Below are 19,864 nucleotides of genomic sequence, written 5' to 3' on the forward strand. Positions count from 1 at the left end.
TACTAAGCGTGATGACGTAGAGCGCGGTCAAGTATTGGCCAAGCCAGGAACTATTACTCCGCACACCGTATTTGAGTCAGAAGTATACGTGCTGAGCAAAGACGAAGGTGGGCGTCATACTCCTTTCTTCAAAGGCTACCGCCCTCAGTTCTACTTCCGTACAACGGATGTGACTGGTGCGTGTGAATTGCCAGAAGGCGTAGAGATGGTTATGCCTGGTGACAACGTAAAAATGAAAGTTAGCCTGATCGCTCCGATCGCGATGGAAGAAGGTTTGCGCTTCGCGATTCGTGAAGGCGGCCGTACAGTTGGCGCTGGCGTTGTTGCTAAAATTTTCGAGTAAGACTAGTCAGTCATAAGGTAAAGGGGGAGCTCGCTCCCCCTTTTTTATTGAGCTGTTTAAAAAGTGCTCTTGACAGGAAATGGCCAGCTGCTTAAAATGCGGCTCCTTTTTGTAGGGTATGGCTGTCTTCCGTCGTTGGATTCGGAGTAAATAAATGCAAGGCCAGAAAATTAGAATCAGGCTAAAAGCGTTCGACTATCGTTTGATCGATCAGTCTACGCAAGAGATCGTTGATACGGCAAAACGTACTGGTGCGCAAGTTCGCGGGCCAATCCCTTTGCCAACCAAAAAAGAGCGCTTTACGGTGCTGATATCTCCGCACGTAAACAAAGATGCGCGCGATCAGTACGAGATTCGCACTCATAAGCGCTTGTTGGATATTGTTGAGCCTACAGAGAAAACTGTAGACGCACTGATGAAGCTGGATCTTGCAGCGGGCGTTGATGTCCAAATTAGCCTAGGCTAAGCAAGGTTGACGCATATGGCGTCGCTTCATTGGTGTAACACTTTTGTATGTGGCCATAGAGGGTGAAAGCCCCGTGCACTAAGAGGTGAAAAATGGCGATTGGTTTAGTCGGCCGTAAGGCTGGCATGACTCGTTTGTTTGAAGATGACGGCGCAGCCGTCCCGGTCACTGTGATTCAGGTCGAGAAAAACGTCATTGCTCAGGTTAAAAGTCTTGAGGTTGACGGTTATCGGGCAATTCAGGTGGCTTCTGGTTCAGTGAAGGCGTCGCGCGTAAATAAGCCCATGGCGGGCCATTTTGCTAAAGCTGGCGTTGAAGCTGGACGTGTTGTTTGTGAATTTACTTTGGACGCCACTGACTCTGCCGAGTACAAGGTTGGCGACGAAGTTCCCGTCACTATCTTTGAAGCCGGACAAAAAGTTGATGTGTCTGGGCGTTCAAAGGGTAAAGGTTTTGCTGGCGTTATCAAACGCTGGAACTTCTCTACTCAAGATGCCACTCACGGTAACTCTCTTTCTCATCGCGCTCCTGGCTCTATTGGTCAGAACCAGTCTCCTGGACGAGTGTTCAAAGGCAAAAAAATGGCTGGCCAGATGGGCAATAAAAACGTCACTGTGCAGACTCTTAAAATTGTAAGAGTCGACGAAGAGAAAGGTTTGCTTCTGATTAAGGGCGCAGTTCCTGGAGCGACCGGCGCAGACGTGGTTATCAAGCCCGCGGTTAAAGCATAAGAGGGGTGAGAGATGGAGTTAACGATTAATGGTGCGGGTAAGGGTACTGTTTCAGTATCTGACGTGGCCTTTGCAAGAGATTTTAACGAAGCTCTGGTTCACCAAGTAGTTACTGCTTATTTGGCTGGTGGTCGTCAGGGTTCAAAAGCCCAGAAGACACGCTCCCAAGTGAGCGGCGGTGGAAAGAAACCATGGCGTCAAAAGGGTAGTGGCCGTGCTCGTGCGGGTACTATTCGCAGCCCTATCTGGAGAGGCGGCGGTAAAACATTCGCTGCTACGCCGTTGGATCACTCTCAGAAAGTGAACAAAAAGATGTACCGCGCAGCAATGCAGTCAATTCTGTCTGAACTTGTTAGACAGGAACGCCTGGTTGTTGTTGAGGAAATGGCTGTAGAAGCTCCAAAGACCAAGCAGTTCAATGCGAAGTTGAAGGACCTTGGGCTTGAGAATGTATTAATAGTAGCGGATGCGGTTGATCAAAACCTGTATTTGGCTTCCCGTAACATTCCGCATGTCGATGTGTGTGACGCTGTTGCTATTAACCCTGTCAGCCTTATCGCGCATGACAAGGTGCTAGTTACTGTCTCTGCGCTTAAGAAAATTGAGGAGATGTTGGGATGAACCAAGAAAGGCTCTATAAGGTTTTGCTTGGGCCCCATATTTCGGAAAAGGCCACATTGTTAGCGGAAATCAACAATCAAGTGGTCTTCCGTGTGGCGGCCGATGCCAAAAAGCCCGAGATTAAAAAAGCGGTTGAAGCTTTGTTTGATGTTAAGGTTGAGTCGGTGCAGGTTGTGAATATCAAGGGTAAAACCAAGCGCACCGCACGCGGTATGGGTAAGCGCAATGATGTTCGTAAGGCATATGTTCGTCTTGCCTCCGGTCAATCTATCGATTTTGTAGATGTCGAGTAAGGGGGGAGCGAATAATGCCAGTTGTTAAAACTAAACCAACATCTCCCGGTCGTAGACATGTAGTGGCTGTTACAAATCCGTCACTGCATAAAGGCGCTCCTTTGGCGTCGTTGACTGAGAAAAAACGTAAGAACGGCGGACGCAACAACGCAGGTCGAATTACTGTACGCCATCAGGGCGGCGGCCATAAGCAGTTGTATCGTGTTGTCGACTTTAAGCGCACCAAGGATGGCATTCCTGCTGTTGTTGAGCGCTTGGAATATGACCCTAACCGTACCGCGCATATTGCTCTGTTGAAATATGCCGACGGAGAGCGTCGTTACATTATTGCTCCTAAGGGCGTATCTGTAGGTGACGCAATCGCTTCCGGACAAGAAGCTCCGATTCGCGTGGGAAGCTGCCTGCCTCTGAGAAACATTCCCGTAGGTTCTGTCGTTCATTGTATCGAAATGAAGCCAGGCAAGGGTGCTCAGATTGCTAGAAGCGCTGGCGCTTCGGCCCAGGTCGTTGCTCGTGAAGGGGCATATGCAACAATCCGTTTGCGCTCCGGCGAGATGCGTAAGGTGCTTGTAGAGTGTCGCGCTACATTGGGCGAAGTATCCAATAGCGAGAACAACCTGCGTGTATACGGAAAAGCTGGTGCTAAACGCTGGCGTGGGGTAAGACCTACCGTTCGTGGTACTGCGATGAACCCAGTTGACCACCCGCATGGTGGTGGTGAAGGGCGTAACTTTGGTAAGCACCCGGTTACTCCTTGGGGTGTTCCTACGAAGGGTTACAAAACTCGTAAGAACAAGCGTACAGACAAAATGATTGTGCGTCGTCGCAAAGCTAAGTAAGGGGGTCTCTCGTGCCACGTTCCTTAAAGAAAGGTCCATTTATTGATCTTCACCTTCTCAAGAAAGTGGAGACAGCGGTAGAAGTCAAAGACAAGAAGCCAATTAAAACTTGGTCACGTCGTTCCACCATTTTTCCGGAAATGGTTGGTTTAACTATCGCAGTTCATAACGGTCGTCAACATGTTCCTGTCTATGTGACTGAAGACATGGTCGGCCATAAACTGGGTGAATTTGCAGCCACACGTACTTATCGCGGACACGCTGCAGACAAGAAAGCTAAACGGTAAGAGGGTATAGAGATGGAAGTAGCGGCAAAATTATTTGGTGCTCGCTTATCTGCTCAGAAAGCTCGTTTAGTTGCAGATCAGGTGCGCGGTAAGCGGGTTGAAGAAGCGTTGGACATATTGACCTTTAGTCCCAAAAAGGCTTCTAGCATTATCAAGAAAGTGCTGGAGTCAGCTATCGCCAATGCTGAGCATAACGAAGGGCTGGATGTTGATGAGCTGAAGGTGGCCACTATCTGCGTAGACGAAGGTCCTACAATGAAGCGGATTAAGCCTAGAGCGAAAGGTCGGGCGGATCGCATTTTCAAGCGGACTTGCCATATCACCGTCAAGGTAGCCGAAGAGTAGGAGATAGCAGATGGGTCAAAAGGTTAATCCAGTCGGTATTCGACTGGGGATCGTTAAAGATCACAATTCAGTCTGGTACGCAGACAAAAAGAACTATTCAGATCATTTGCTGACTGATATCAAGGTTCGCGAGTTTCTGATGAAGAAGCTTGAAAAAGCTTCCGTGAGCAAGGTCATCATCGAGCGTCCACCTCAAAACGCCAAGATTACTATTCATACAGCCCGTCCGGGTATTGTAATCGGTAAAAAAGGTGAAGACGTAGATAGACTGCGCCAGGAAGTTGGCGAGTTGATGAAAGTGCCTGTGCACATCAACATAGAAGAGATTCGTAAGCCTGATTTGGACGCTAAACTGGTTGCTGCTGGCGTTGCCGGCCAATTGGAGCGCCGTGTTATGTTTCGTCGTGCAATGAAGCGCGCGGTTCAGAATGCGATGCGTCAAGGCGCCAAAGGTATCAAAATTCAAGTTGGCGGCCGTTTGGGCGGTGCAGAAATTGCCCGTACTGAATGGTACCGTGAAGGTCGCGTGCCTTTGCACACTCTTCGTGCTGATATTGACTACGCTACGCACGAAGCGCATACCACTTATGGTGTGATTGGTGTGAAGGTATGGATCTTTAAGGGCGAAATCCTGGGTGGTATTGAACAGGTTCGCGCTGAAAAGAAAGCAGCTAAAAAGAAAAGTTCTAAGTAGGGGGCAGTGAAATGTTGCAACCTAAGCGTACGAAATTCCGCAAAGTCCACAAAGGCCGCAACACTGGCTTGGCGCAACGCGGAAACAAAGTAAGTTTTGGTGAATTTGGTTTAAAAGCGACTGGACGTGGACGCATAACTGCCCGACAAATCGAAGCAGCGCGTCGTACTATGACTCGTCGTATTAAGCGTGGCGGTAAGATCTGGATCCGTATATTCCCGGATAAGCCGATTACCAAGAAACCTCTAGAAGTCCGTATGGGTAAAGGTAAAGGTCCAGTTGAGTACTGGGTGGCGGAGATTGAGCCAGGCCGTATGCTTTACGAGATGGAAGGGGTAAGTGAGGAATTGGCCCGCGAGGCGTTTGCGCTTGCAGCGGCTAAACTTCCTGTCGCAACTACTTTTGTGACAAGAACGGTGATGTAAATGAAAGCTGCAGAATTGAGAAACAAAACTCAGGAAGAGCTCAGTAATGAACTGATCTCTTTGTTGAAAGAGCAATTCAACTTGCGGATGCGCAAGGCGACGGGCCAATTAAATCAAGTCCATCTTCTGCGTAAAGTGCGTCGCGACATTGCTCGTGTCAAGACAGTCTTAAATCAGAAGGCAGGTGAGTGATATGACCGCGAACGAGAAAAGCGTGCGCACTGAGACCGGTAAGGTCGTTAGTGACAAGATGGATAAGTCCATTGTGGTCTTGGTTGAGCGTCGCGTGAAGCATCCCCTGTACGGCAAGTATGTTAAGCGCTCAAGCAAGCTTCATGCTCATGACGAGAACAACGAATGTCGCATTGGCGATACCGTTCAAGTTCAAGAGTCTCGTCCTCTTTCCAAGACTAAGTCGTGGAAGCTTGTGAACATTGTTGAGCGGGCCGAAAAAGTCTAGTCAAGCAAAGCTGTTAGGTGGAGATAACCGATGATTCAGACGCAAACCGTGCTTGACGTGGCCGACAACAGCGGAGCCCGTCGAGTAATGTGTATTAAAGTGCTGGGTGGTTCACACCGTCGTTACGCAAGTATCGGCGACGTGATTAAAGTTTCTGTTAAAGAAGCTATTCCCCGCGGGAAAGTAAAGAAAGGTCAGGTTCTTAAAGCTGTCGTAGTACGTACCCGTAAGGGCGTACGTAGACAGGATGGTTCCTTGATTCGTTTTGATGGCAATGCCGCTGTTCTTTTGAATAACCAGGAACAGCCCATCGGTACTCGTATCTTCGGGCCGGTGACACGGGAACTGCGTGGCGAGAAATTTATGAAAATTATCTCGCTGGCCCCGGAAGTGCTATAGGAGTCAGACCAGATATGAACAAGATCAGAAAAGGCGACGAAGTTGTCGTCATAGCAGGTAGAGATAAAGGGAAGCGCGGTAAAGTAAATCGCGTCCAGAAAGACGGCAAGCTGGTTGTCAGTGGCGTCAATATGGTTAAGCGTCATACCAAGCCAAACCCTATGCTGGGTACTGCTGGCGGCATCGTCGAGAAAGAGGCGCCCATTCAAGCTTCAAACGTGGCGATCTTTAATTCAGCCACCGATAAGCCTGATCGTATTGGCTTTAAGATTCTTGAAGACGGTAAGAAAGTGCGCATCTTCAAGTCGACAAACGAACTTGTCGATAACTAAAGGTTAGGTGGTTGATTATGCCAAAGTATAAAGAGGTATATCAGAAAGAGGTTATTCCTGCGCTGATGAAGGAAATGTCCTACAGCAGCGTTATGCAGGTGCCTCGTATTGAGAAGATTACCCTTAACATGGGTGTCGGCGAAGCTCTTGGCGATAAAAAGCAGATCGAAGCGGCGGCAGCTGACTTGGAAGCTATTACCGGTCAAAAGGTTGTAGTAACTAAAGCTCGCAAATCCGTAGCTGGCTTTAAAATTCGTCAAGGTTTTCCTATCGGTTGCAAAGTTACTTTGCGTGGCGATCGTATGTGGGAATTCTTTGAGCGTCTGGTTGATGTAGCTATTCCTCGTGTACGTGACTTCCGTGGTTTGAACCAGAAGTCATTCGACGGGCGTGGAAACTACTCTATGGGCGTGAAAGAGCAGATTATCTTCCCGGAGATCGATTACGATAAAATCGATAAAGTCCGCGGAATGGATATCACCATCACGACCTCCGCAAACACTGACGACGAAGGCAGAGCGCTGCTTAGCGCGTTCAGCTTCCCGTTCAGAAAATAAGGTGAACTGATATGGCAAAAGTTGGAATGCGCGAGCGTGAGCTCAAGCGTGAAAAAACCGTAGCGAAATACGCTGAGAAGCGCGCTGCGTTGAAGGCCATTATTGCAAATCCGAACGTCTCTGATGAAGAGCGTTGGGAAGCGCAGATGAAATTGCAGCAGCTGCCGAGAGACGCTAGTCCCTCAAGACTGCGCAATCGCTGCCAAGTAACTGGTCGTCCGCATGCGGTATTGAGAAAGTTCCGTCTGTCCCGAATTAAACTTCGCGAAGCCGCAATGCGCGGTGATGTGCCAGGTTTGAAAAAGGCAAGCTGGTAACGCTCGACCGTTGGTAAGCGTCTTTCGGCCGTTAGGCCGAAAGCGCTGCACAACTAAAATGTTTGGAGCTATTAAATGAGTATGCAAGATACCTTAGCGGATATGTTTACCCGTATCCGTAACGCACAGATGGCGGAAAAAGAAACTGTGCGTATGCCCTCCTCAAAGATGAAGGTCGCTGTGGCCAACGTCTTGAAAGAAGAAGGTTTTATCACTGATTTTCAAGCTAGTGAAGAAGCGAAGCCTGTTCTTGAGATCACACTGAAGTATTACCAAGGCACTCCGGTTATTGAGAATATTAGCCGAGTGAGCCGTCCAGGTCTGCGCCAGTACAAAGCCGCTAATGACCTGCCTACCGTAAATGGTGGCTTGGGTATCGCGATCGTATCCACTTCCAAAGGCGTTATGACTGATAGAGCAGCTCGTAAAGCCGGCGTTGGTGGTGAAGTTATTTGTACCGTCTTCTAGGAGTGAATCATGTCTAGGGTAGCAAAAAATCCAGTACAGATTCCCGCTGGCGTAGAGGTTAAGTTCGACGGTCGGCTGGTTAATATCAAGGGCGGCAAAGGCGCTCTTTCTTTGTCTGTTCATCCTTCTGTTGAAGTGAAACAGGAAGATGGCGCATTGACGTTTGGTCCAAAAGAAGGCTCCAACCAAGCACGTGCATTGGCTGGAACCACGCGTGCGTTGATCAACAACATGGTTCTCGGCGTTACTCAAGGTTTTGAGCGCAAGTTGGAACTGATTGGCGTAGGTTACAGAGCGCAGGCTCAAGGCAAGGCGATCAACCTGACTCTTGGCTTTTCTCACCCTGTAGTATTCGAAATTCCTGAGGGAATTACAGCTGAGACTCCCACCCAAACTGAAATTGTGATTCGTGGTATCGATAAGCAAAAGGTTGGGCAGGTTGCTGCTGAAATCCGTAGTATCAGACCGCCTGAACCATATAAAGGAAAGGGTGTTCGCTACTCCGGCGAGCAAGTTCGAGTTAAAGAAGCTAAGAAGAAGTAGGGCGCGGCTATGAGTGACAAAAAGATTTCTCGGTTACGTCGGGCTAAGAAAACCCGTTATAAAATTCGTGAACTCGGTGTCGACAGATTGAGCATCAATCGGACGCCGCGTCATATCTACGCGCAAATTATCAGCGCGGATGGAAGCAAGGTTTTGGCTACTGCTTCCACTTTGGATAAAGATTTGCGTGCAGGCACTACCGGCAACGTAGAAGCTGCAGGTAAAGTTGGCGCAATGATCGCGGAAAGAGCTAAGGCTGCAGGCATTACCAAAGTGGCTTTTGACCGTTCCGGCTTCAAGTACCATGGTCGTGTAAAAGCGTTAGCTGATGCTGCGCGGGAAAACGGACTCGAGTTTTAAGAGGTTGAATATATGACAAATAACGAGCAGCAAAAAGGAGCAGAGCTCCAGGAGAAGCTTGTTCAGGTCAACCGCGTGGCTAAGGTTGTTAAAGGTGGTCGTATTTTCGGCTTCACAGCTTTGACCGTAGTTGGCGATGGGAACGGTAAAGTAGGCTTTGGTCGTGGTAAAGCGCGTGAAGTGCCTGTAGCGATCCAGAAAGCTATGGACGCCGCCCGCAAGAACATGATTACCGTAACTTTGAACGGCAATACCTTACAGTATCCAGTCAAGGCGCGTCATGGCTCCGCTAAGGTGTTTATGCAGCCTGCTTCTGAAGGTACAGGTATTATCGCAGGCGGCGCAATGCGCGCTGTATTGGAAGTCGCTGGCGTACAAAACGTATTGGCTAAGTGTTACGGCTCAACCAACCCTGTTAACGTCGTTCGTGCCACGTTCGAAGGCTTAAAAGCCATGCAAGCTCCTGAGGAGATTGCAGCTAAGCGTGGTAAGACTGTGGAAGAGATTCTGGGGTAAGTCATGGCCAATGCAGCAAAGACTATTAAGGTAACTCTGGTAAAGAGTACTATCGGAATCCTGCCCAAGCACAAGGACTGCGTTCGCGGCTTGGGTTTGAGAAAAATTAATCATACCGTGGAAGTAGAAGATACTGCTGCTGTAAGAGGTATGATTAACAAGGTTAACTATCTGGTGAAGGTGGAAGGAGAGTAATATGAAAATGAATACTCTCAAGCCGGCCGAAGGTTCCAAACAGTCCCCTAAAAGGTTGGGCCGTGGAATCGGTAGCGGGTTGGGTAAAACCGGTGGCCGTGGTCACAAAGGTCAAACTTCCCGCTCTGGCGGAACTATCAGACCTGGCTTTGAAGGCGGTCAACAGCCTTTGCAGCGTCGTCTGCCCAAGTTCGGCTTCACCTCAAGGGTTGGCCGTTACTCTGAAGAAGTTAGACTGAGTGAAATCGACAGCCTTGGTACTGATGTTATCGATTTGGCGGCTTTGAAAGCGGCTAGCATCGTTGCTCAACAGGCTAAGCAGGTCAAGGTTATTCTGTCCGGAGAGATTACCCGTGCGGTGACTGTTAAAGGACTGAAAGTGACCAAAGGCGCGCAAGAAGCAATCCAAGCCGCAGGTGGCAAAGTCGAGGAATAAATGGCCAAACTAAACGCATTACCCGCAGGTGCAGGTAAAGGCCTTGCCGAGCTTCGTGCTCGGCTTTGGTTTGTACTGTTGGCGATACTTGTATATCGAGTTGGTGCCCACATACCTGTACCAGGAATTAATCCCGATAGACTCGCGGCGCTCTTTGATCAGAATCAGGGCACTATCTTGAGCTTGTTTAATATGTTTTCAGGGGGAGCCCTGGAACGTATGAGTATTTTTGCTCTGGGTATCATGCCTTATATTTCTGCATCGATCATTATGCAGTTGTTGACTGTCGTTAGTCCGCAACTGGAGCAACTGAAGAAAGAGGGGGAAGCGGGTAGGCGCAAGATCAGTCAGTACACTAGATATGGTACAGTGCTGCTTGCGACCGTTCAGGCGTTTGGTATTTCTGTCGGTCTGGCGAATCAAGGTGTCACCTTTACAACCGGACCGAGCTTCTTCTTTGTCGCTGTCGTTACCTTCGTCTGTGGCGCGGTATTTTTGATGTGGGTAGGCGAGCAAATTACTGAGAGAGGTATCGGTAACGGGATTTCGTTACTGATCTTCTCTGGTATTGTTGCAGGTTTGCCTGGTGCGGTTGGTCAGACATTCGAGCAGGCGCGTCTCGGCGAGTTGAGTGTTCTGACATTAATTGCTGTTGCAGTATTCGCAGTAGCAATTATCGCGTTCGTGGTTTTCATGGAGCGCGGGCAACGCCGCATCACCATCAACTATGCACGTCGTCAGCAAGGGCGCAAGGTATATGCTCAGCAAAGCAGCCATCTTCCCTTGAAAGTGAATATGGCTGGTGTAATTCCTCCTATATTCGCCTCTAGCATTCTTTTGTTTCCAGCATCGTTGGGGCAATGGTTTGGCAAGGGCGAAGGTATGGAGTGGTTGCAGGTTGTTTCGCAGGCACTTGGTCCAAGCCAACCGCTATACATTATTCTGTTTGCGATAGCAGTTGTGTTCTTCTGCTTCTTCTACACAGCATTAATGTATAACCCCAAGGAAGTCGCCGACAATTTGAAGCGTTCTGGCGCATTTGTTCCTGGTATTCGTCCTGGGGAAAACACTGCTAAATATATTGATGGCGTTCTTACCCGCTTAACGGTGTTCGGCGCTTTGTATATTGCAGCTGTGGCGTTACTGCCACAGTTTTTAGTGGTGTCTTGGAATGTTCCTTTCTATTTTGGCGGAACTTCCTTGTTAATTGTTGTAGTTGTGGTCATGGATTTCATGGCCCAGGTTCAGTCGCACCTCATGTCGCATCAATATGATTCGCTCATGAAGAAGTCGAACCTGAAGAATTACGGCAAGAGCGGTTTGGTCCGATAGTCGAGCAAGTTTTAAAGTAATCGGCGTGAGACTGGAGAATAGCAATGAAAGTTAGAGCATCAGTAAAGAAAATGTGTCGTGGGTGCAAAATTATCCGTCGTAATGGCGCGGTAATGGTAATCTGCAGCACAGAACCAAGACACAAGCAGAAACAAGGCTAATATTTAGCTCTGTTGCTTGATTTGTATACACGAAGGCGCTATCATTCTGCGCCTTTTAATTTGTTGGTAATTATTACCAATAACATTTATGCGGAGTAAGATGGATGGCACGTATAGCGGGTGTCAATATCCCCGATAACAAGCACACAGAAGTGTCCCTGACCTATATTTATGGGATCGGGCGCACCACTTCACGTGGCCTTTGTGAGAGAACCGGCATCAGCCCTCAATCTAAGGTTAAAGACCTGTCTGAGGAGCAGCTGGACGTACTGAGGAACGAAATCGCCAAAATGGTTGTTGAAGGCGATTTGCGTCGTGAAGTGCAAATGAACATTAAACGGCTGAAGGATCTCGGCTGCTATCGCGGTTTACGTCACCGTCATAGCTTGCCGGTACGAGGGCAGCGCACTAAGACAAATGCGCGCACCCGCAAAGGTCCTCGTAAGCCTATTCGTAAATAAGTATCAGGAATAGAGCATGGCAAAACCAGGTACACGTACCCGTAAAAAGGTGAAAAAGACCGTTGTTGACGGCGTAGCGCATATCCACGCTTCATTCAACAACACTATCGTAACCATTACCGACCGTCAGGGTAACGCTCTAAGCTGGGCGACTTCTGGTGGTTCAGGATTCCGTGGTTCCAGAAAGAGCACACCTTTTGCTGCGCAGGTAGCAGCTGAAAGAGCCGGTAATGCGGCTGCTGAATACGGCCTAAAAAACCTAGATGTTTTGGTTAAAGGACCTGGACCCGGTCGCGAGTCCGCAATTCGTGCATTGAACGCATGTGGGTATAAGATCACTAACATCACTGATGTTACTCCGATCCCACATAACGGATGCCGTCCTCCCAAAAAGCGTCGAGTTTAAAGAGGAAGAAGTCTAATGGCTCGTTATATTGGACCGAAATGTAAATTGTCTCGCCGTGAAGGCACAGACCTGTTTTTGAAGAGTGGAGCTCGCGCGCTTGATAGCAAGTGCAACATGGAGACCGCTCCTGGGCAACATGGCCAACGTCGTGGTCGTCTTTCCGACTATGGTCTACAGTTGCGTGAAAAGCAAAAAGTACGTCGTATGTACGGAGTTCTGGAAAAGCAATTCCGTAACTACTATAAAGAAGCAGCCCGCATTAAAGGCGCTACAGGCGAGAACTTGCTCCAGTTGTTAGAGCGTCGTCTGGATAATGTTGTATACCGTATGGGATTCGGCTCCACCCGCTCCGAAGCCCGTCAGTTGGTGTCACACAAGGCGATTCTGGTGAATGGTAAGGCTGTAAATATTCCGTCCTATCAGGTCAAGCCTGGCGATGTAGTAAGCATTCGCGAGAAATCAAAGAATCAGCTTCGCATTAAAGGCTCTCTTGAGTTGGCCGCACAGCGTGCAACTCTGGAGTGGATTGAAGTTGATGCTGCGAAGATGTCTGGAACCTTCAAATCAGTTCCTGAGCGTACTGATCTGTCTCCAGATATTAACGAAAACCTGATTGTGGAGCTCTACTCTAAGTAAGGCCAGCAACTAATTCAGCCAGTAGGGGCGTCTATGCAGCGTTCATTAAACGAATTTCTTACACCTCGTACTATCGAGGTGAATCAAATCAATGCGACTCACGCAAAGGTGACCCTGGAACCGCTCGAACGCGGTTTCGGGCATACTTTAGGAAGTGCATTACGCCGCATTTTGCTGTCTTCAATGCCGGGTTGCGCTGTCGTCGAAGTTGAGATCGACGGCGTTCTTCACGAGTACAGCACCGTTGAAGGTGTGCAGGAAGATGTGATTGAGATTCTTCTGAACTTGAAGAATCTCGCCATCAAAATGCACAACCGCGATGAAGCAACGTTGTCCCTGAACAAGAAGGGCGCTGGTCCAGTATTGGCTAGCGATATCCAACTTGATCATGATGTTGAGATTGCTAATCCAGATATGGTCATTTGCAATCTTAACTCGAATGGCGACGTTAAGATGAAACTGAAAGTGGCTCGTGGGCGTGGTTATGAGCCTGCGGATCAGCGGAACTCAGCTGATGACGAAACAAGAGCAATTGGAAGATTGCAGCTTGATTCTTCTTTCAGCCCAGTGCTCCGTGTTGCTTATAACGTTGAAAGCGCTCGGGTTGAGCAGCGTACCGATTTGGACAAGTTGGTTATCGACTTGGAAACAAACGGAACGATTGATCCTGAGGAAGCAATCCGTAGGGCAGCGACAATTCTGCAACAGCAGCTTGCTGTCTTTGTAGATTTTGATCAGCAAAATGAGCCAGAAAAAGTTGAAGAGCAAGAAGAAATCGATCCGATTCTTCTGCGGCCGGTTGATGATTTAGAACTGACTGTGCGTTCAGCGAACTGCTTAAAAGCTGAGAACATCTACTATATCGGTGATCTCATTCAACGCACTGAGGTGGAGCTTCTGAAGACTCCTAACCTAGGCAAGAAATCATTAACCGAAATTAAAGACGTGCTTGCTTCACGCGGCTTGTCTTTAGGTATGCGTCTTGAAAACTGGCCTCCCGCCAGCATTCGGGGCGATGATCGGGTATTAGGCGGCTAATGCGCGCCAACAGTGTAGTTGAAGGATAAAGAAGATGCGTCATCGTAAAAGTGGTCGTAAATTTAACCGGACTAGCGCGCATCGCAAGTCGATGTTCCGGAATATGGCGGCATCGTTGGTAGAGCATGAGCTGATCAAAACCACGGTGCCCAAAGCGAAAGAACTGAGAAGAGTGGCTGAGCCGCTAATCACTTTGGCTAAAAGTGATTCTGTAGCTAACCGCCGTCTTGCTTTCTCTCGTCTGAGAAGCAGAGATGCAGTGACCAAGCTGTTCGAAGAGATTGGTCCTCGTTACAAAGATCGCCCTGGTGGTTATCTGCGTATTCTCAAGTGCGGTCTGAGACCGGGCGACAGTGCTCCAATGGCTTTTGTTGAGCTAGTGGACCGTCCGGTAGTTGAAGCCGAAGGCGACAACGAAGAGTAAGATCTTCTCGGATATTAAAAAGCCGCTTTTAGCGGCTTTTTTTGTGCCTGCGCCATACGAAGGCCTTTTTCGAGATAAGGAAGCGTTGATTTCTCGCGGCTTCCTGATCATTTTCTGCCAGCTAGCTTTCCAGAATGCGTTTCAAGAAATGTGCGGTATGAGACTTGTCATTGTCTTTAACTGTTTCCGGAGCGCCTTCGGCGATAATCAATCCGCCCCGGCTTCCTCCCTCTGGTCCAAGGTCGATAATCCAATCCGCTGTTTTAATCACATCAAGGTTATGCTCAATTACTACAATGGTATTTCCGTGATCACGCAGGCGATGCAGTACCTTAAGTAACTGATCAATATCAAAGAAATGCAAGCCAGTCGTGGGCTCGTCAAGGATGTACAGGGTTTTACCTGTATCTCGCTTAGACAGTTCTCGTGAAAGCTTAACGCGTTGAGCTTCGCCTCCCGATAAGGTGACTGCGCTTTGGCCGAGGCGGATGTAAGAAAGACCGACATCAATCAACGTCTGAAGCTTTTTGGCGATGGCTGGAATTGCGTCGAAAAACTCTCGGGCGTCCTCAACCGTCATCTCCAGAACGTCGTGAATTGACTTGCCTTTATAGGTAACTTCAAGAGTTTCGCGGTTATAGCGTTTGCCTTTGCATACATCGCAGGGGACATAGAGGTCGGGCAAAAAGTGCATTTCTACTTTGATAACCCCGTCACCCTGGCAGGCCTCACAGCGTCCTCCCCGTACGTTAAAGCTGAATCTTCCCGGTTTATAGCCGCGAGACCTGGCCTCTTGAGTCGCCGCGAAAAGTTCTCTTATCGGGGTGAATATACCTGTGTAGGTCGCGGGGTTGGATCTTGGCGTGCGTCCGATCGGGCTTTGGTCGATATCAATGACTTTATCGAAATGATCGAGTCCTTCAATAGACCCATAGGGCTCAGGAGTCAGAGTTGTCGCCATGTTGAGCCTGGTGGCGGCAATTGGATAGAGCGTACTATTGATCAGCGTGGATTTACCGGATCCTGACACCCCTGTGATGCAGGTAAACAGTCCCACTGGGACTTTAAGCGTGACGGACTGCAGGTTATTCCCGGTAGCTCCGGTAATAATGAGCTGTTTGTCTGGATCTGGCTGCACTCTTTGTTCTGGAACAGCAATGCAGCGCGTTCCCTTCAGATATTGGCCGGTGATGGACTTATCACTTTCCATGACCTGTTCAGGAGAGCCCTGAGCGACGATTTCTCCGCCATGGACTCCCGCTCCAGGCCCGATGTCTACGACATAGTCCGCCATACGAATGGCGTCTTCGTCGTGCTCAACCACGATTACTGTATTGCCGAGATCTCGCAGGTGGGTCAGCGTGGCCAACAGACGATCATTGTCTCTCTGGTGCAGGCCAATAGAAGGCTCGTCGAGCACGTACATGACGCCAACCAGTCCAGCGCCTATCTGACTGGCTAATCTGATACGCTGGGCTTCTCCTCCAGAAAGAGTTTCTGCGCTGCGATCCAGAGTCAGATAATCCAGTCCCACGTTAACAAGAAATTGCAGGCGTAGCTGGATTTCTTTAACGATCTTCGACGCGATCTCTCCTTTACGGCCAGGTAGCGATAAATGATGAAAGAAGTTGGAAGCGTCGCCGATGGCCATGCGAGATGTATCCGGCAGGCTCTTATTATCAATAAACACATGACGAGAGGAGCGTTTTAGTCGGCTGCCGTGGCAGTCTGGACAGGACTTCTGGGTGAGAAACTTGGACAGCTCGTCTCGCACCATTTGCGAGTCCGTTTCCCGGTAGCGACGTTCAATATTGGGCAATATGCCTTCGAATGGGTGCTCCCTGAAGACTATGTCTCCGCGGCTATTCACATATTTGAACTTGATATCGGTGCGTCCGCTGCCTTTTAACAGCGCATTTTGGAAAGACTCTGGAAGTGATTCAAAAGGCGTTTCAATGTCGACTTCATAATGGTCCGCAAGGCTGGTCAGCATTTGAAAGTAGAATACGCTGCGCCTATCCCATCCTTTGATAGCGCCTTCAGCCAATGTCAGCTCTGGACGCTCTACGAGTTTATCGGGGTCAAAATACTGCTTTACGCCAAGTCCATCACAACTTGGGCAGGCGCCAGCTGGATTGTTAAAAGAGAAGACTCTCGGTTCGAGTTCGCTGACGCTGTACCCACACTCAGGACAGGCGAATAGTGCTGAAAAGATCAGTTCTTCGCCGTCTCCGTCCATTGGCGCGGCGATAACGACGCCTTCGGCTAACTCAATACAGGTTTCGATAGACTCGGCCAACCGTGTCTGAATATCTGCGCGGATCTTGAGTCGATCAACCACAACCTCAATGGTGTGTTTACGCTTTTTATCTAACTGAGGTACGTCGTCAAGGTCTGTCACGATACCGTCGATGCGCGCACGAATGAAGCCTTGCGCGCGTAGTCCCTCGATCACATGAAGGTGTTCGCCTTTGCGATTACGTATGACTGGAGCCAGCAACATCCACTTGCTTTCCTGAGGCAACTCAAGGATTCGATCAACCATCTGACTGACTGTTTGGGCTTCGAGAACGATGTCGTGGTCCGGGCAGCGAGGCTCTCCAGCGCGTGCGAACAGCAGACGCAGGTAGTCATAGATTTCTGTAATGGTGCCGACAGTGGAGCGAGGGTTATGGGAGGTGGACTTCTGCTCGATGGAAATAGCGGGTGAAAGACCTTCTATATGGTCAACGTCTGGCTTCTCCATCATGGACAGGAACTGCCTGGCGTAAGTAGACAGCGACTCCACATAGCGCCGCTGTCCCTCCGCGTACAGCGTATCAAAAGCCAGGGATGACTTGCCTGAGCCTGATAGCCCGGTAATGACGATGAGCTTGTCTCTCGGCAAGTCCAGGTCGACATTCTTAAGATTGTGAGTTCGGGCTCCGCGGACTTGGATCGTGTCCATAAAATTCTTTTTCACCTCCGGAATTTACAGCCGGTCATTATATAAGTACGGAAACAGGATGAGCAAAGCGACAGCGAATCGATTAATAAGTGGCTGGTCAAATGCTACAATATGCGCTTTTTGATGGACTGGTACGGTAGTTAAATGCAAAAGACGCAGAGGTTTATGCCCCAGGAGCGCCGCGCTGTCTCCGCGCTGGCTTCGTTGTACGCCATGCGAATGCTTGGGCTGTTTATGGTGCTGCCGGTTTTCATGGTGCTGGGCAGAGAGCTTGAAGGAGCAACGCCAGCGTTGTTGGGCCTCGCCATAGGCGTTTACGGCTTGAGTCAGGCTGTCATGCAGGTGCCTTTTGGGGCGCTGTCTGACCGTTTTGGCCGGAAGAAACTGATCTTGATCGGTTTGGGATTATTCTGCCTTGGCAGTGTTGTCGCTGCATTAAGCGACCATATTTATGGGGTTATCTTTGGTCGTCTATTGCAAGGAGCTGGCGCCATCGCCAGCGTATTAATGGCGTTGCTCAGTGATTTGACGCAGGAAGAGAATCGCACCAAGGCCATGGCGACTGTGGGAATGACGATCGGGCTGTCATTTGCGTTGGCGCTGGTGCTGGGGCCATTGATTTCAGGCTTTGCAGGATTGTCTGGACTGTTTTGGGCGACGGCGTGCATGGCGTTGTCAGGAATGGTTTTGTTGTATAAAGTGCCGACCCCGTTGCAGCAGCGGCGCAACTTGGAAACGATAGTGCTTCGTTCCGCCCTGCGGGATGTCTTTCAGCATAAAGAGCTGATGCGTCTAAACTGGGGAATATTCTCGCTGCATATGATATTGACGGCGATGTTTGTCGCAATGCCGGTTACATTGGCGGATAAATTTAATATGGCCGCGGATCGACATGGCTGGTTTTATCTGACGGTGATGGGCGGAGCCTTCGTGTTCATGATTCCGCTGATCATCATTGGCGAGAAAAAGCGCCTTTTGCGACAGGTTTTCACTGGAGCTGTCTGGTTAATGGCGGCGGCTCTCATGATTGTAATGAAAGGGGTGAACGACTTTATCGGGTTTACCCTGGCTGTATTCGGCTTTTTCTTGGCTTTCAACTTCTTGGAAGCGACTTTGCCTTCTTTGGTCAGCAAGGTGGCGCCCGCGGGAATGCGGGGAACAGCGATGGGAGTGTACTCCAGCTCGCAGTTCTTTGGGGCCTTTCTAGGGGGCGTCCTAGGTGGACTGGCTTATCAGAAGTTTGGTTTGATGGGAGTGTATGGTCTTTGTACAGTGATGGCGGTAGTATGGGGCGGAGTGTCCCTGTTCATGCCTGATCCTCCCTACACAGCGAGTTATGTGCTGTCGCTGCAGCCGTTTAATGTGGACGCGGCGGACAAGATAGCGCAGGAACTGACGCAAATTCATGGTGTTGAAGACGTCACTCTGGTGATCGAAGAACACTTGGCGTATTTAAAGATTGATAGACAGCGCTTTGATGAGAAAGCGCTGGTAAATTACCCTCTCACCGCCCAGGTTGAGGGATAACGTTTGGAGAGCGATATGGCGCGTGGTGTAAATAAAGTAATTCTAATTGGTAATTTGGGTAGCGATCCGGAAACACGTTATACCCCCTCCGGCAGCGCGATTTCCAACCTGAGGTTGGCGACTGACGAGAGTTATAAAGACAAGCAGACGGGACAACTGGTGCCGCGTACAGAATGGCACCGGGTTGTGCTGTTCGGCAAGCTGGCGGAGATTGCCGCTCAGTACCTGAGAAAAGGCTCCAAAGTATATATTGAAGGTCGTCTGCAAACGCGCAAATGGCAGGACCAATCTGGACAGGACCGCTACAGCACTGAGATTGTTGTAGACATGCAAGGTCAGATGCAGATGCTCGACAGCCGTAGTGGCGGTGGTGGTATGGATAACTCGCAAGGTTACAACGATGGTTGGCAGCAATCGGCTCCTTCCGGCGATAACTACGGCGGTGCTCCAGCAGCTGCGCCTGCGGGTAACTATGGCGGCGCTCCTTCCAACAACAATTACGGTGGCGCTTCCAATAACAACTATGGCGCCTCAAGTGGCGGCTATTCCGCTCCGAATCAGGGGCAACAACGCCCGCAACAGCCTCAGCAACCAAAGCCGCCCATGCCAGAGCCTATGGACGACTTTGACGACGATATTCCATTTTGATCTGAATAATAAATTAATTGTAAGCTTATTGTTTTAACGAATTATTTAACCTGTTGACTTAATTGGTTTGAATCTATTTGAAAGCCTTCAACGACTGTAATGTTGCTGAAGGCTTTTTTGTTTCTTGAATTTTATGAGCGGATAAGAGTTTCGAGAAAATATTGATTGTAAAATTAAATGTGAATTTAATAGCTGTTTAATTAGAAGCTGCTTAAAATTCAGGTGAGGATGATCTCGCATTCTTATGGTGAATTGATGCCAATACTATTAGGTAAAGATGATCTTGCAGTTTGTATGGGAAATGAATTCATTCTGGGCCGAAGAGCTCTTGCTTATGATGCATTAATTAGAGACTTAAGGGAAGTGGCAATGTTGCATGAGTGGGCTGAACTTCATGGAATGGATATGACGAATTTTATTTCAGGTGGCTCTGCTTTTAATTAGGCGTTTGTTAGTGGAAGATTGGTCGAATCAAAAGCTGTTGGCCCACATGGTTTTAATTGGCGATTGACAACTGTCTGGCAATATTTTTCATGGTTGCGAGATCTTCGTTTATCGAATTCGAGTTTGCCTGGTAATAGTTATGAAATAGTATGGTGAAGAAAAAATAGTATATGTAAATGGTTGGGATCCTGTTTTATTTACAGGGAACTGGTC

At 49.0% G+C, this 19,864-nt stretch carries 32 protein-coding genes and 1 pseudogene; 32 read left to right on the top strand and 1 reads right to left on the bottom strand.

Annotation, left to right across the window (positions count from 1 at the left end; translation table 11 throughout):
• The 29 genes and pseudogenes from tuf to rplQ form a co-directional block, all read left to right on the top strand.
• Positions 1–343: pseudogene (gene tuf / locus ONV78_RS31350) on the top strand (elongation factor Tu); the annotation flags it as partial.
• Between the two features lie 154 nt (positions 344–497).
• Entirely contained in the window at positions 498–809 is a 312-nt protein-coding gene (gene rpsJ / locus ONV78_RS31355) for a 30S ribosomal protein S10 (protein ID WP_011399921.1), read from the top strand.
• A 92-nt stretch (positions 810–901) separates the two neighbouring features.
• Positions 902–1,540 (top strand): 50S ribosomal protein L3, encoded by a 639-nt coding sequence (gene rplC, locus ONV78_RS31360; protein WP_127973661.1) that lies wholly within the window; start codon positions 902–904, stop codon positions 1,538–1,540.
• A 12-nt stretch (positions 1,541–1,552) separates the two neighbouring features.
• Complete coding sequence (gene rplD / locus ONV78_RS31365; RefSeq protein ID WP_011399919.1) at positions 1,553–2,161, top strand: 50S ribosomal protein L4; 609 nt, start codon at positions 1,553–1,555, stop codon at positions 2,159–2,161.
• On the top strand, positions 2,158–2,454 hold the full coding sequence (gene rplW, locus ONV78_RS31370) for a 50S ribosomal protein L23 (RefSeq protein WP_279508552.1): 297 nt from the start codon (positions 2,158–2,160) through the stop codon (positions 2,452–2,454). Before rplD ends, rplW begins: the two co-directional genes overlap by 4 nt.
• Before the next feature lie 14 nt (positions 2,455–2,468).
• Positions 2,469–3,293 (top strand): 50S ribosomal protein L2, encoded by an 825-nt coding sequence (rplB, locus tag ONV78_RS31375; protein ID WP_127973658.1) that lies wholly within the window; start codon positions 2,469–2,471, stop codon positions 3,291–3,293.
• A gap of 11 nt (positions 3,294–3,304) precedes the next feature.
• A complete protein-coding gene (gene rpsS, locus ONV78_RS31380; RefSeq protein ID WP_011399916.1) occupies positions 3,305–3,580 on the top strand; it encodes a 30S ribosomal protein S19 in 276 nt (91 codons plus the stop codon).
• A 12-nt stretch (positions 3,581–3,592) separates the two neighbouring features.
• The gene (gene rplV, locus ONV78_RS31385; RefSeq protein WP_011399915.1) at positions 3,593–3,925 is read left to right on the top strand and encodes a 50S ribosomal protein L22; all 333 of its coding nucleotides are present in this window, start codon (positions 3,593–3,595) and stop codon (positions 3,923–3,925) included.
• A gap of 10 nt (positions 3,926–3,935) precedes the next feature.
• The gene (gene rpsC / locus ONV78_RS31390) at positions 3,936–4,619 is read left to right on the top strand and encodes a 30S ribosomal protein S3 (RefSeq protein WP_127973657.1); all 684 of its coding nucleotides are present in this window, start codon (positions 3,936–3,938) and stop codon (positions 4,617–4,619) included.
• An 11-nt stretch (positions 4,620–4,630) separates the two neighbouring features.
• Complete coding sequence (gene rplP / locus ONV78_RS31395) at positions 4,631–5,044, top strand: 50S ribosomal protein L16 (protein WP_127973656.1); 414 nt, start codon at positions 4,631–4,633, stop codon at positions 5,042–5,044.
• Positions 5,045–5,236, top strand: coding sequence for a 50S ribosomal protein L29 (rpmC, locus tag ONV78_RS31400; RefSeq protein WP_127973655.1), 192 nt, complete (start codon positions 5,045–5,047; stop codon positions 5,234–5,236).
• A 1-nt stretch (position 5,237) separates the two neighbouring features.
• Positions 5,238–5,504 (top strand): 30S ribosomal protein S17, encoded by a 267-nt coding sequence (gene rpsQ, locus ONV78_RS31405; protein ID WP_011399911.1) that lies wholly within the window; start codon positions 5,238–5,240, stop codon positions 5,502–5,504.
• A 30-nt stretch (positions 5,505–5,534) separates the two neighbouring features.
• Complete coding sequence (gene rplN, locus ONV78_RS31410; RefSeq protein WP_011399910.1) at positions 5,535–5,903, top strand: 50S ribosomal protein L14; 369 nt, start codon at positions 5,535–5,537, stop codon at positions 5,901–5,903.
• 14 nt (positions 5,904–5,917) lie between these two features.
• On the top strand, positions 5,918–6,235 hold the full coding sequence (gene rplX / locus ONV78_RS31415) for a 50S ribosomal protein L24 (RefSeq protein ID WP_011399909.1): 318 nt from the start codon (positions 5,918–5,920) through the stop codon (positions 6,233–6,235).
• A gap of 17 nt (positions 6,236–6,252) precedes the next feature.
• On the top strand, positions 6,253–6,792 hold the full coding sequence (rplE, locus tag ONV78_RS31420) for a 50S ribosomal protein L5 (protein WP_127973654.1): 540 nt from the start codon (positions 6,253–6,255) through the stop codon (positions 6,790–6,792).
• Positions 6,793–6,803: 11 nt separating this feature from the next.
• Entirely contained in the window at positions 6,804–7,109 is a 306-nt protein-coding gene (rpsN, locus tag ONV78_RS31425) for a 30S ribosomal protein S14 (RefSeq protein WP_216737727.1), read from the top strand.
• 75 nt (positions 7,110–7,184) lie between these two features.
• Complete coding sequence (gene rpsH, locus ONV78_RS31430; RefSeq protein ID WP_216737726.1) at positions 7,185–7,577, top strand: 30S ribosomal protein S8; 393 nt, start codon at positions 7,185–7,187, stop codon at positions 7,575–7,577.
• A 9-nt stretch (positions 7,578–7,586) separates the two neighbouring features.
• Positions 7,587–8,120: a 50S ribosomal protein L6 gene (gene rplF, locus ONV78_RS31435; RefSeq protein ID WP_011399905.1), complete on the top strand. Its 534-nt coding sequence runs from the start codon at positions 7,587–7,589 to the stop codon at positions 8,118–8,120.
• 9 nt (positions 8,121–8,129) lie between these two features.
• Positions 8,130–8,480: a 50S ribosomal protein L18 gene (rplR, locus tag ONV78_RS31440; protein WP_216737725.1), complete on the top strand. Its 351-nt coding sequence runs from the start codon at positions 8,130–8,132 to the stop codon at positions 8,478–8,480.
• Between the two features lie 12 nt (positions 8,481–8,492).
• A complete protein-coding gene (rpsE, locus tag ONV78_RS31445) occupies positions 8,493–8,996 on the top strand; it encodes a 30S ribosomal protein S5 (RefSeq protein ID WP_011399903.1) in 504 nt (167 codons plus the stop codon).
• 3 nt (positions 8,997–8,999) lie between these two features.
• Positions 9,000–9,191 carry a 50S ribosomal protein L30 gene (gene rpmD / locus ONV78_RS31450; RefSeq protein ID WP_011399902.1) on the top strand — a complete coding sequence of 64 codons (192 nt, stop codon included), beginning with the start codon at positions 9,000–9,002 and terminating at the stop codon, positions 9,189–9,191.
• A 1-nt stretch (position 9,192) separates the two neighbouring features.
• Positions 9,193–9,627, top strand: coding sequence for a 50S ribosomal protein L15 (gene rplO, locus ONV78_RS31455; RefSeq protein WP_127973650.1), 435 nt, complete (start codon positions 9,193–9,195; stop codon positions 9,625–9,627).
• Positions 9,628–10,959: a preprotein translocase subunit SecY gene (gene secY / locus ONV78_RS31460; RefSeq protein WP_127973649.1), complete on the top strand. Its 1,332-nt coding sequence runs from the start codon at positions 9,628–9,630 to the stop codon at positions 10,957–10,959. It abuts the gene before it with no gap.
• Positions 10,960–11,003: 44 nt separating this feature from the next.
• Complete coding sequence (gene rpmJ / locus ONV78_RS31465) at positions 11,004–11,120, top strand: 50S ribosomal protein L36 (RefSeq protein WP_011399899.1); 117 nt, start codon at positions 11,004–11,006, stop codon at positions 11,118–11,120.
• Between the two features lie 104 nt (positions 11,121–11,224).
• Positions 11,225–11,581: a 30S ribosomal protein S13 gene (gene rpsM, locus ONV78_RS31470; protein ID WP_127973648.1), complete on the top strand. Its 357-nt coding sequence runs from the start codon at positions 11,225–11,227 to the stop codon at positions 11,579–11,581.
• A 16-nt stretch (positions 11,582–11,597) separates the two neighbouring features.
• Positions 11,598–11,987: a 30S ribosomal protein S11 gene (gene rpsK / locus ONV78_RS31475; protein WP_011399897.1), complete on the top strand. Its 390-nt coding sequence runs from the start codon at positions 11,598–11,600 to the stop codon at positions 11,985–11,987.
• Between the two features lie 15 nt (positions 11,988–12,002).
• Complete coding sequence (rpsD, locus tag ONV78_RS31480) at positions 12,003–12,623, top strand: 30S ribosomal protein S4 (protein WP_011399896.1); 621 nt, start codon at positions 12,003–12,005, stop codon at positions 12,621–12,623.
• 33 nt (positions 12,624–12,656) lie between these two features.
• On the top strand, positions 12,657–13,661 hold the full coding sequence (rpoA, locus tag ONV78_RS31485; RefSeq protein WP_011399895.1) for a DNA-directed RNA polymerase subunit alpha: 1,005 nt from the start codon (positions 12,657–12,659) through the stop codon (positions 13,659–13,661).
• A 34-nt stretch (positions 13,662–13,695) separates the two neighbouring features.
• Positions 13,696–14,085 carry a 50S ribosomal protein L17 gene (gene rplQ, locus ONV78_RS31490; RefSeq protein WP_011399894.1) on the top strand — a complete coding sequence of 130 codons (390 nt, stop codon included), beginning with the start codon at positions 13,696–13,698 and terminating at the stop codon, positions 14,083–14,085.
• Positions 14,086–14,206: 121 nt separating this feature from the next.
• On the opposite strand, the gene uvrA is transcribed toward rplQ, so the two are convergent.
• Entirely contained in the window at positions 14,207–17,032 is a 2,826-nt protein-coding gene (gene uvrA / locus ONV78_RS31495) for an excinuclease ABC subunit UvrA (protein ID WP_279508558.1), read from the bottom strand.
• A gap of 144 nt (positions 17,033–17,176) precedes the next feature.
• On the opposite strand from uvrA, the gene ONV78_RS31500 reads away from it, so the two are divergent.
• From ONV78_RS31500 to ONV78_RS31510, 3 genes are all read left to right on the top strand, one after another.
• Positions 17,177–18,559 (top strand): MFS transporter, encoded by a 1,383-nt coding sequence (locus tag ONV78_RS31500; RefSeq protein ID WP_279508559.1) that lies wholly within the window; start codon positions 17,177–17,179, stop codon positions 18,557–18,559.
• A 15-nt stretch (positions 18,560–18,574) separates the two neighbouring features.
• Positions 18,575–19,207, top strand: coding sequence for a single-stranded DNA-binding protein (gene ssb / locus ONV78_RS31505; RefSeq protein WP_279508560.1), 633 nt, complete (start codon positions 18,575–18,577; stop codon positions 19,205–19,207).
• Between the two features lie 255 nt (positions 19,208–19,462).
• The gene (locus ONV78_RS31510; protein WP_279508561.1) at positions 19,463–19,651 is read left to right on the top strand and encodes a hypothetical protein; all 189 of its coding nucleotides are present in this window, start codon (positions 19,463–19,465) and stop codon (positions 19,649–19,651) included.
• The last annotated feature ends 213 nt before the right edge of the window (positions 19,652–19,864 follow it).

Origin of the sequence: Hahella sp. CR1 (genome assembly GCF_029813005.1) — a bacterium.
Taxonomy (GTDB): Bacteria; Pseudomonadota; Gammaproteobacteria; order Pseudomonadales; family Oleiphilaceae; genus Hahella.

Excerpts from the sequence above, each read along its gene's own strand:
- rpsQ (WP_011399911.1), top strand. The coding sequence starts at position 5,238 with ATGACCGCGAACGAGAAAAGCGTGCGCACTGAGACCGGTAAGGTCGTT.
- rplQ (WP_011399894.1), top strand. The coding sequence starts at position 13,696 with ATGCGTCATCGTAAAAGTGGTCGTAAATTTAACCGGACTAGCGCGCAT.
- rpsD (WP_011399896.1), top strand. The coding sequence starts at position 12,003 with ATGGCTCGTTATATTGGACCGAAATGTAAATTGTCTCGCCGTGAAGGC.
- rplB (WP_127973658.1), top strand. The coding sequence starts at position 2,469 with ATGCCAGTTGTTAAAACTAAACCAACATCTCCCGGTCGTAGACATGTA.
- rpmJ (WP_011399899.1), top strand. The coding sequence starts at position 11,004 with ATGAAAGTTAGAGCATCAGTAAAGAAAATGTGTCGTGGGTGCAAAATT.
- rpmC (WP_127973655.1), top strand. The coding sequence starts at position 5,045 with ATGAAAGCTGCAGAATTGAGAAACAAAACTCAGGAAGAGCTCAGTAAT.
- ONV78_RS31500 (WP_279508559.1), top strand. The coding sequence starts at position 17,177 with ATGCAAAAGACGCAGAGGTTTATGCCCCAGGAGCGCCGCGCTGTCTCC.
- rpsC (WP_127973657.1), top strand. The coding sequence starts at position 3,936 with ATGGGTCAAAAGGTTAATCCAGTCGGTATTCGACTGGGGATCGTTAAA.
- rplP (WP_127973656.1), top strand. The coding sequence starts at position 4,631 with ATGTTGCAACCTAAGCGTACGAAATTCCGCAAAGTCCACAAAGGCCGC.
- rplV (WP_011399915.1), top strand. The coding sequence starts at position 3,593 with ATGGAAGTAGCGGCAAAATTATTTGGTGCTCGCTTATCTGCTCAGAAA.
- rpsH (WP_216737726.1), top strand. The coding sequence starts at position 7,185 with ATGAGTATGCAAGATACCTTAGCGGATATGTTTACCCGTATCCGTAAC.
- rpoA (WP_011399895.1), top strand. The coding sequence starts at position 12,657 with ATGCAGCGTTCATTAAACGAATTTCTTACACCTCGTACTATCGAGGTG.
- rpsE (WP_011399903.1), top strand. The coding sequence starts at position 8,493 with ATGACAAATAACGAGCAGCAAAAAGGAGCAGAGCTCCAGGAGAAGCTT.
- rpmD (WP_011399902.1), top strand. The coding sequence starts at position 9,000 with ATGGCCAATGCAGCAAAGACTATTAAGGTAACTCTGGTAAAGAGTACT.
- rplX (WP_011399909.1), top strand. The coding sequence starts at position 5,918 with ATGAACAAGATCAGAAAAGGCGACGAAGTTGTCGTCATAGCAGGTAGA.
- rplO (WP_127973650.1), top strand. The coding sequence starts at position 9,193 with ATGAAAATGAATACTCTCAAGCCGGCCGAAGGTTCCAAACAGTCCCCT.
- rplE (WP_127973654.1), top strand. The coding sequence starts at position 6,253 with ATGCCAAAGTATAAAGAGGTATATCAGAAAGAGGTTATTCCTGCGCTG.
- rpsM (WP_127973648.1), top strand. The coding sequence starts at position 11,225 with ATGGCACGTATAGCGGGTGTCAATATCCCCGATAACAAGCACACAGAA.
- rpsN (WP_216737727.1), top strand. The coding sequence starts at position 6,804 with ATGGCAAAAGTTGGAATGCGCGAGCGTGAGCTCAAGCGTGAAAAAACC.
- rplR (WP_216737725.1), top strand. The coding sequence starts at position 8,130 with ATGAGTGACAAAAAGATTTCTCGGTTACGTCGGGCTAAGAAAACCCGT.
- uvrA (WP_279508558.1), bottom strand. The coding sequence starts at position 17,032 with ATGGACACGATCCAAGTCCGCGGAGCCCGAACTCACAATCTTAAGAAT.
- rpsJ (WP_011399921.1), top strand. The coding sequence starts at position 498 with ATGCAAGGCCAGAAAATTAGAATCAGGCTAAAAGCGTTCGACTATCGT.
- rplN (WP_011399910.1), top strand. The coding sequence starts at position 5,535 with ATGATTCAGACGCAAACCGTGCTTGACGTGGCCGACAACAGCGGAGCC.
- secY (WP_127973649.1), top strand. The coding sequence starts at position 9,628 with ATGGCCAAACTAAACGCATTACCCGCAGGTGCAGGTAAAGGCCTTGCC.
- rpsK (WP_011399897.1), top strand. The coding sequence starts at position 11,598 with ATGGCAAAACCAGGTACACGTACCCGTAAAAAGGTGAAAAAGACCGTT.
- rplW (WP_279508552.1), top strand. The coding sequence starts at position 2,158 with ATGAACCAAGAAAGGCTCTATAAGGTTTTGCTTGGGCCCCATATTTCG.
- rplD (WP_011399919.1), top strand. The coding sequence starts at position 1,553 with ATGGAGTTAACGATTAATGGTGCGGGTAAGGGTACTGTTTCAGTATCT.
- ssb (WP_279508560.1), top strand. The coding sequence starts at position 18,575 with ATGGCGCGTGGTGTAAATAAAGTAATTCTAATTGGTAATTTGGGTAGC.
- rplC (WP_127973661.1), top strand. The coding sequence starts at position 902 with ATGGCGATTGGTTTAGTCGGCCGTAAGGCTGGCATGACTCGTTTGTTT.
- ONV78_RS31510 (WP_279508561.1), top strand. The coding sequence starts at position 19,463 with ATGCCAATACTATTAGGTAAAGATGATCTTGCAGTTTGTATGGGAAAT.
- rplF (WP_011399905.1), top strand. The coding sequence starts at position 7,587 with ATGTCTAGGGTAGCAAAAAATCCAGTACAGATTCCCGCTGGCGTAGAG.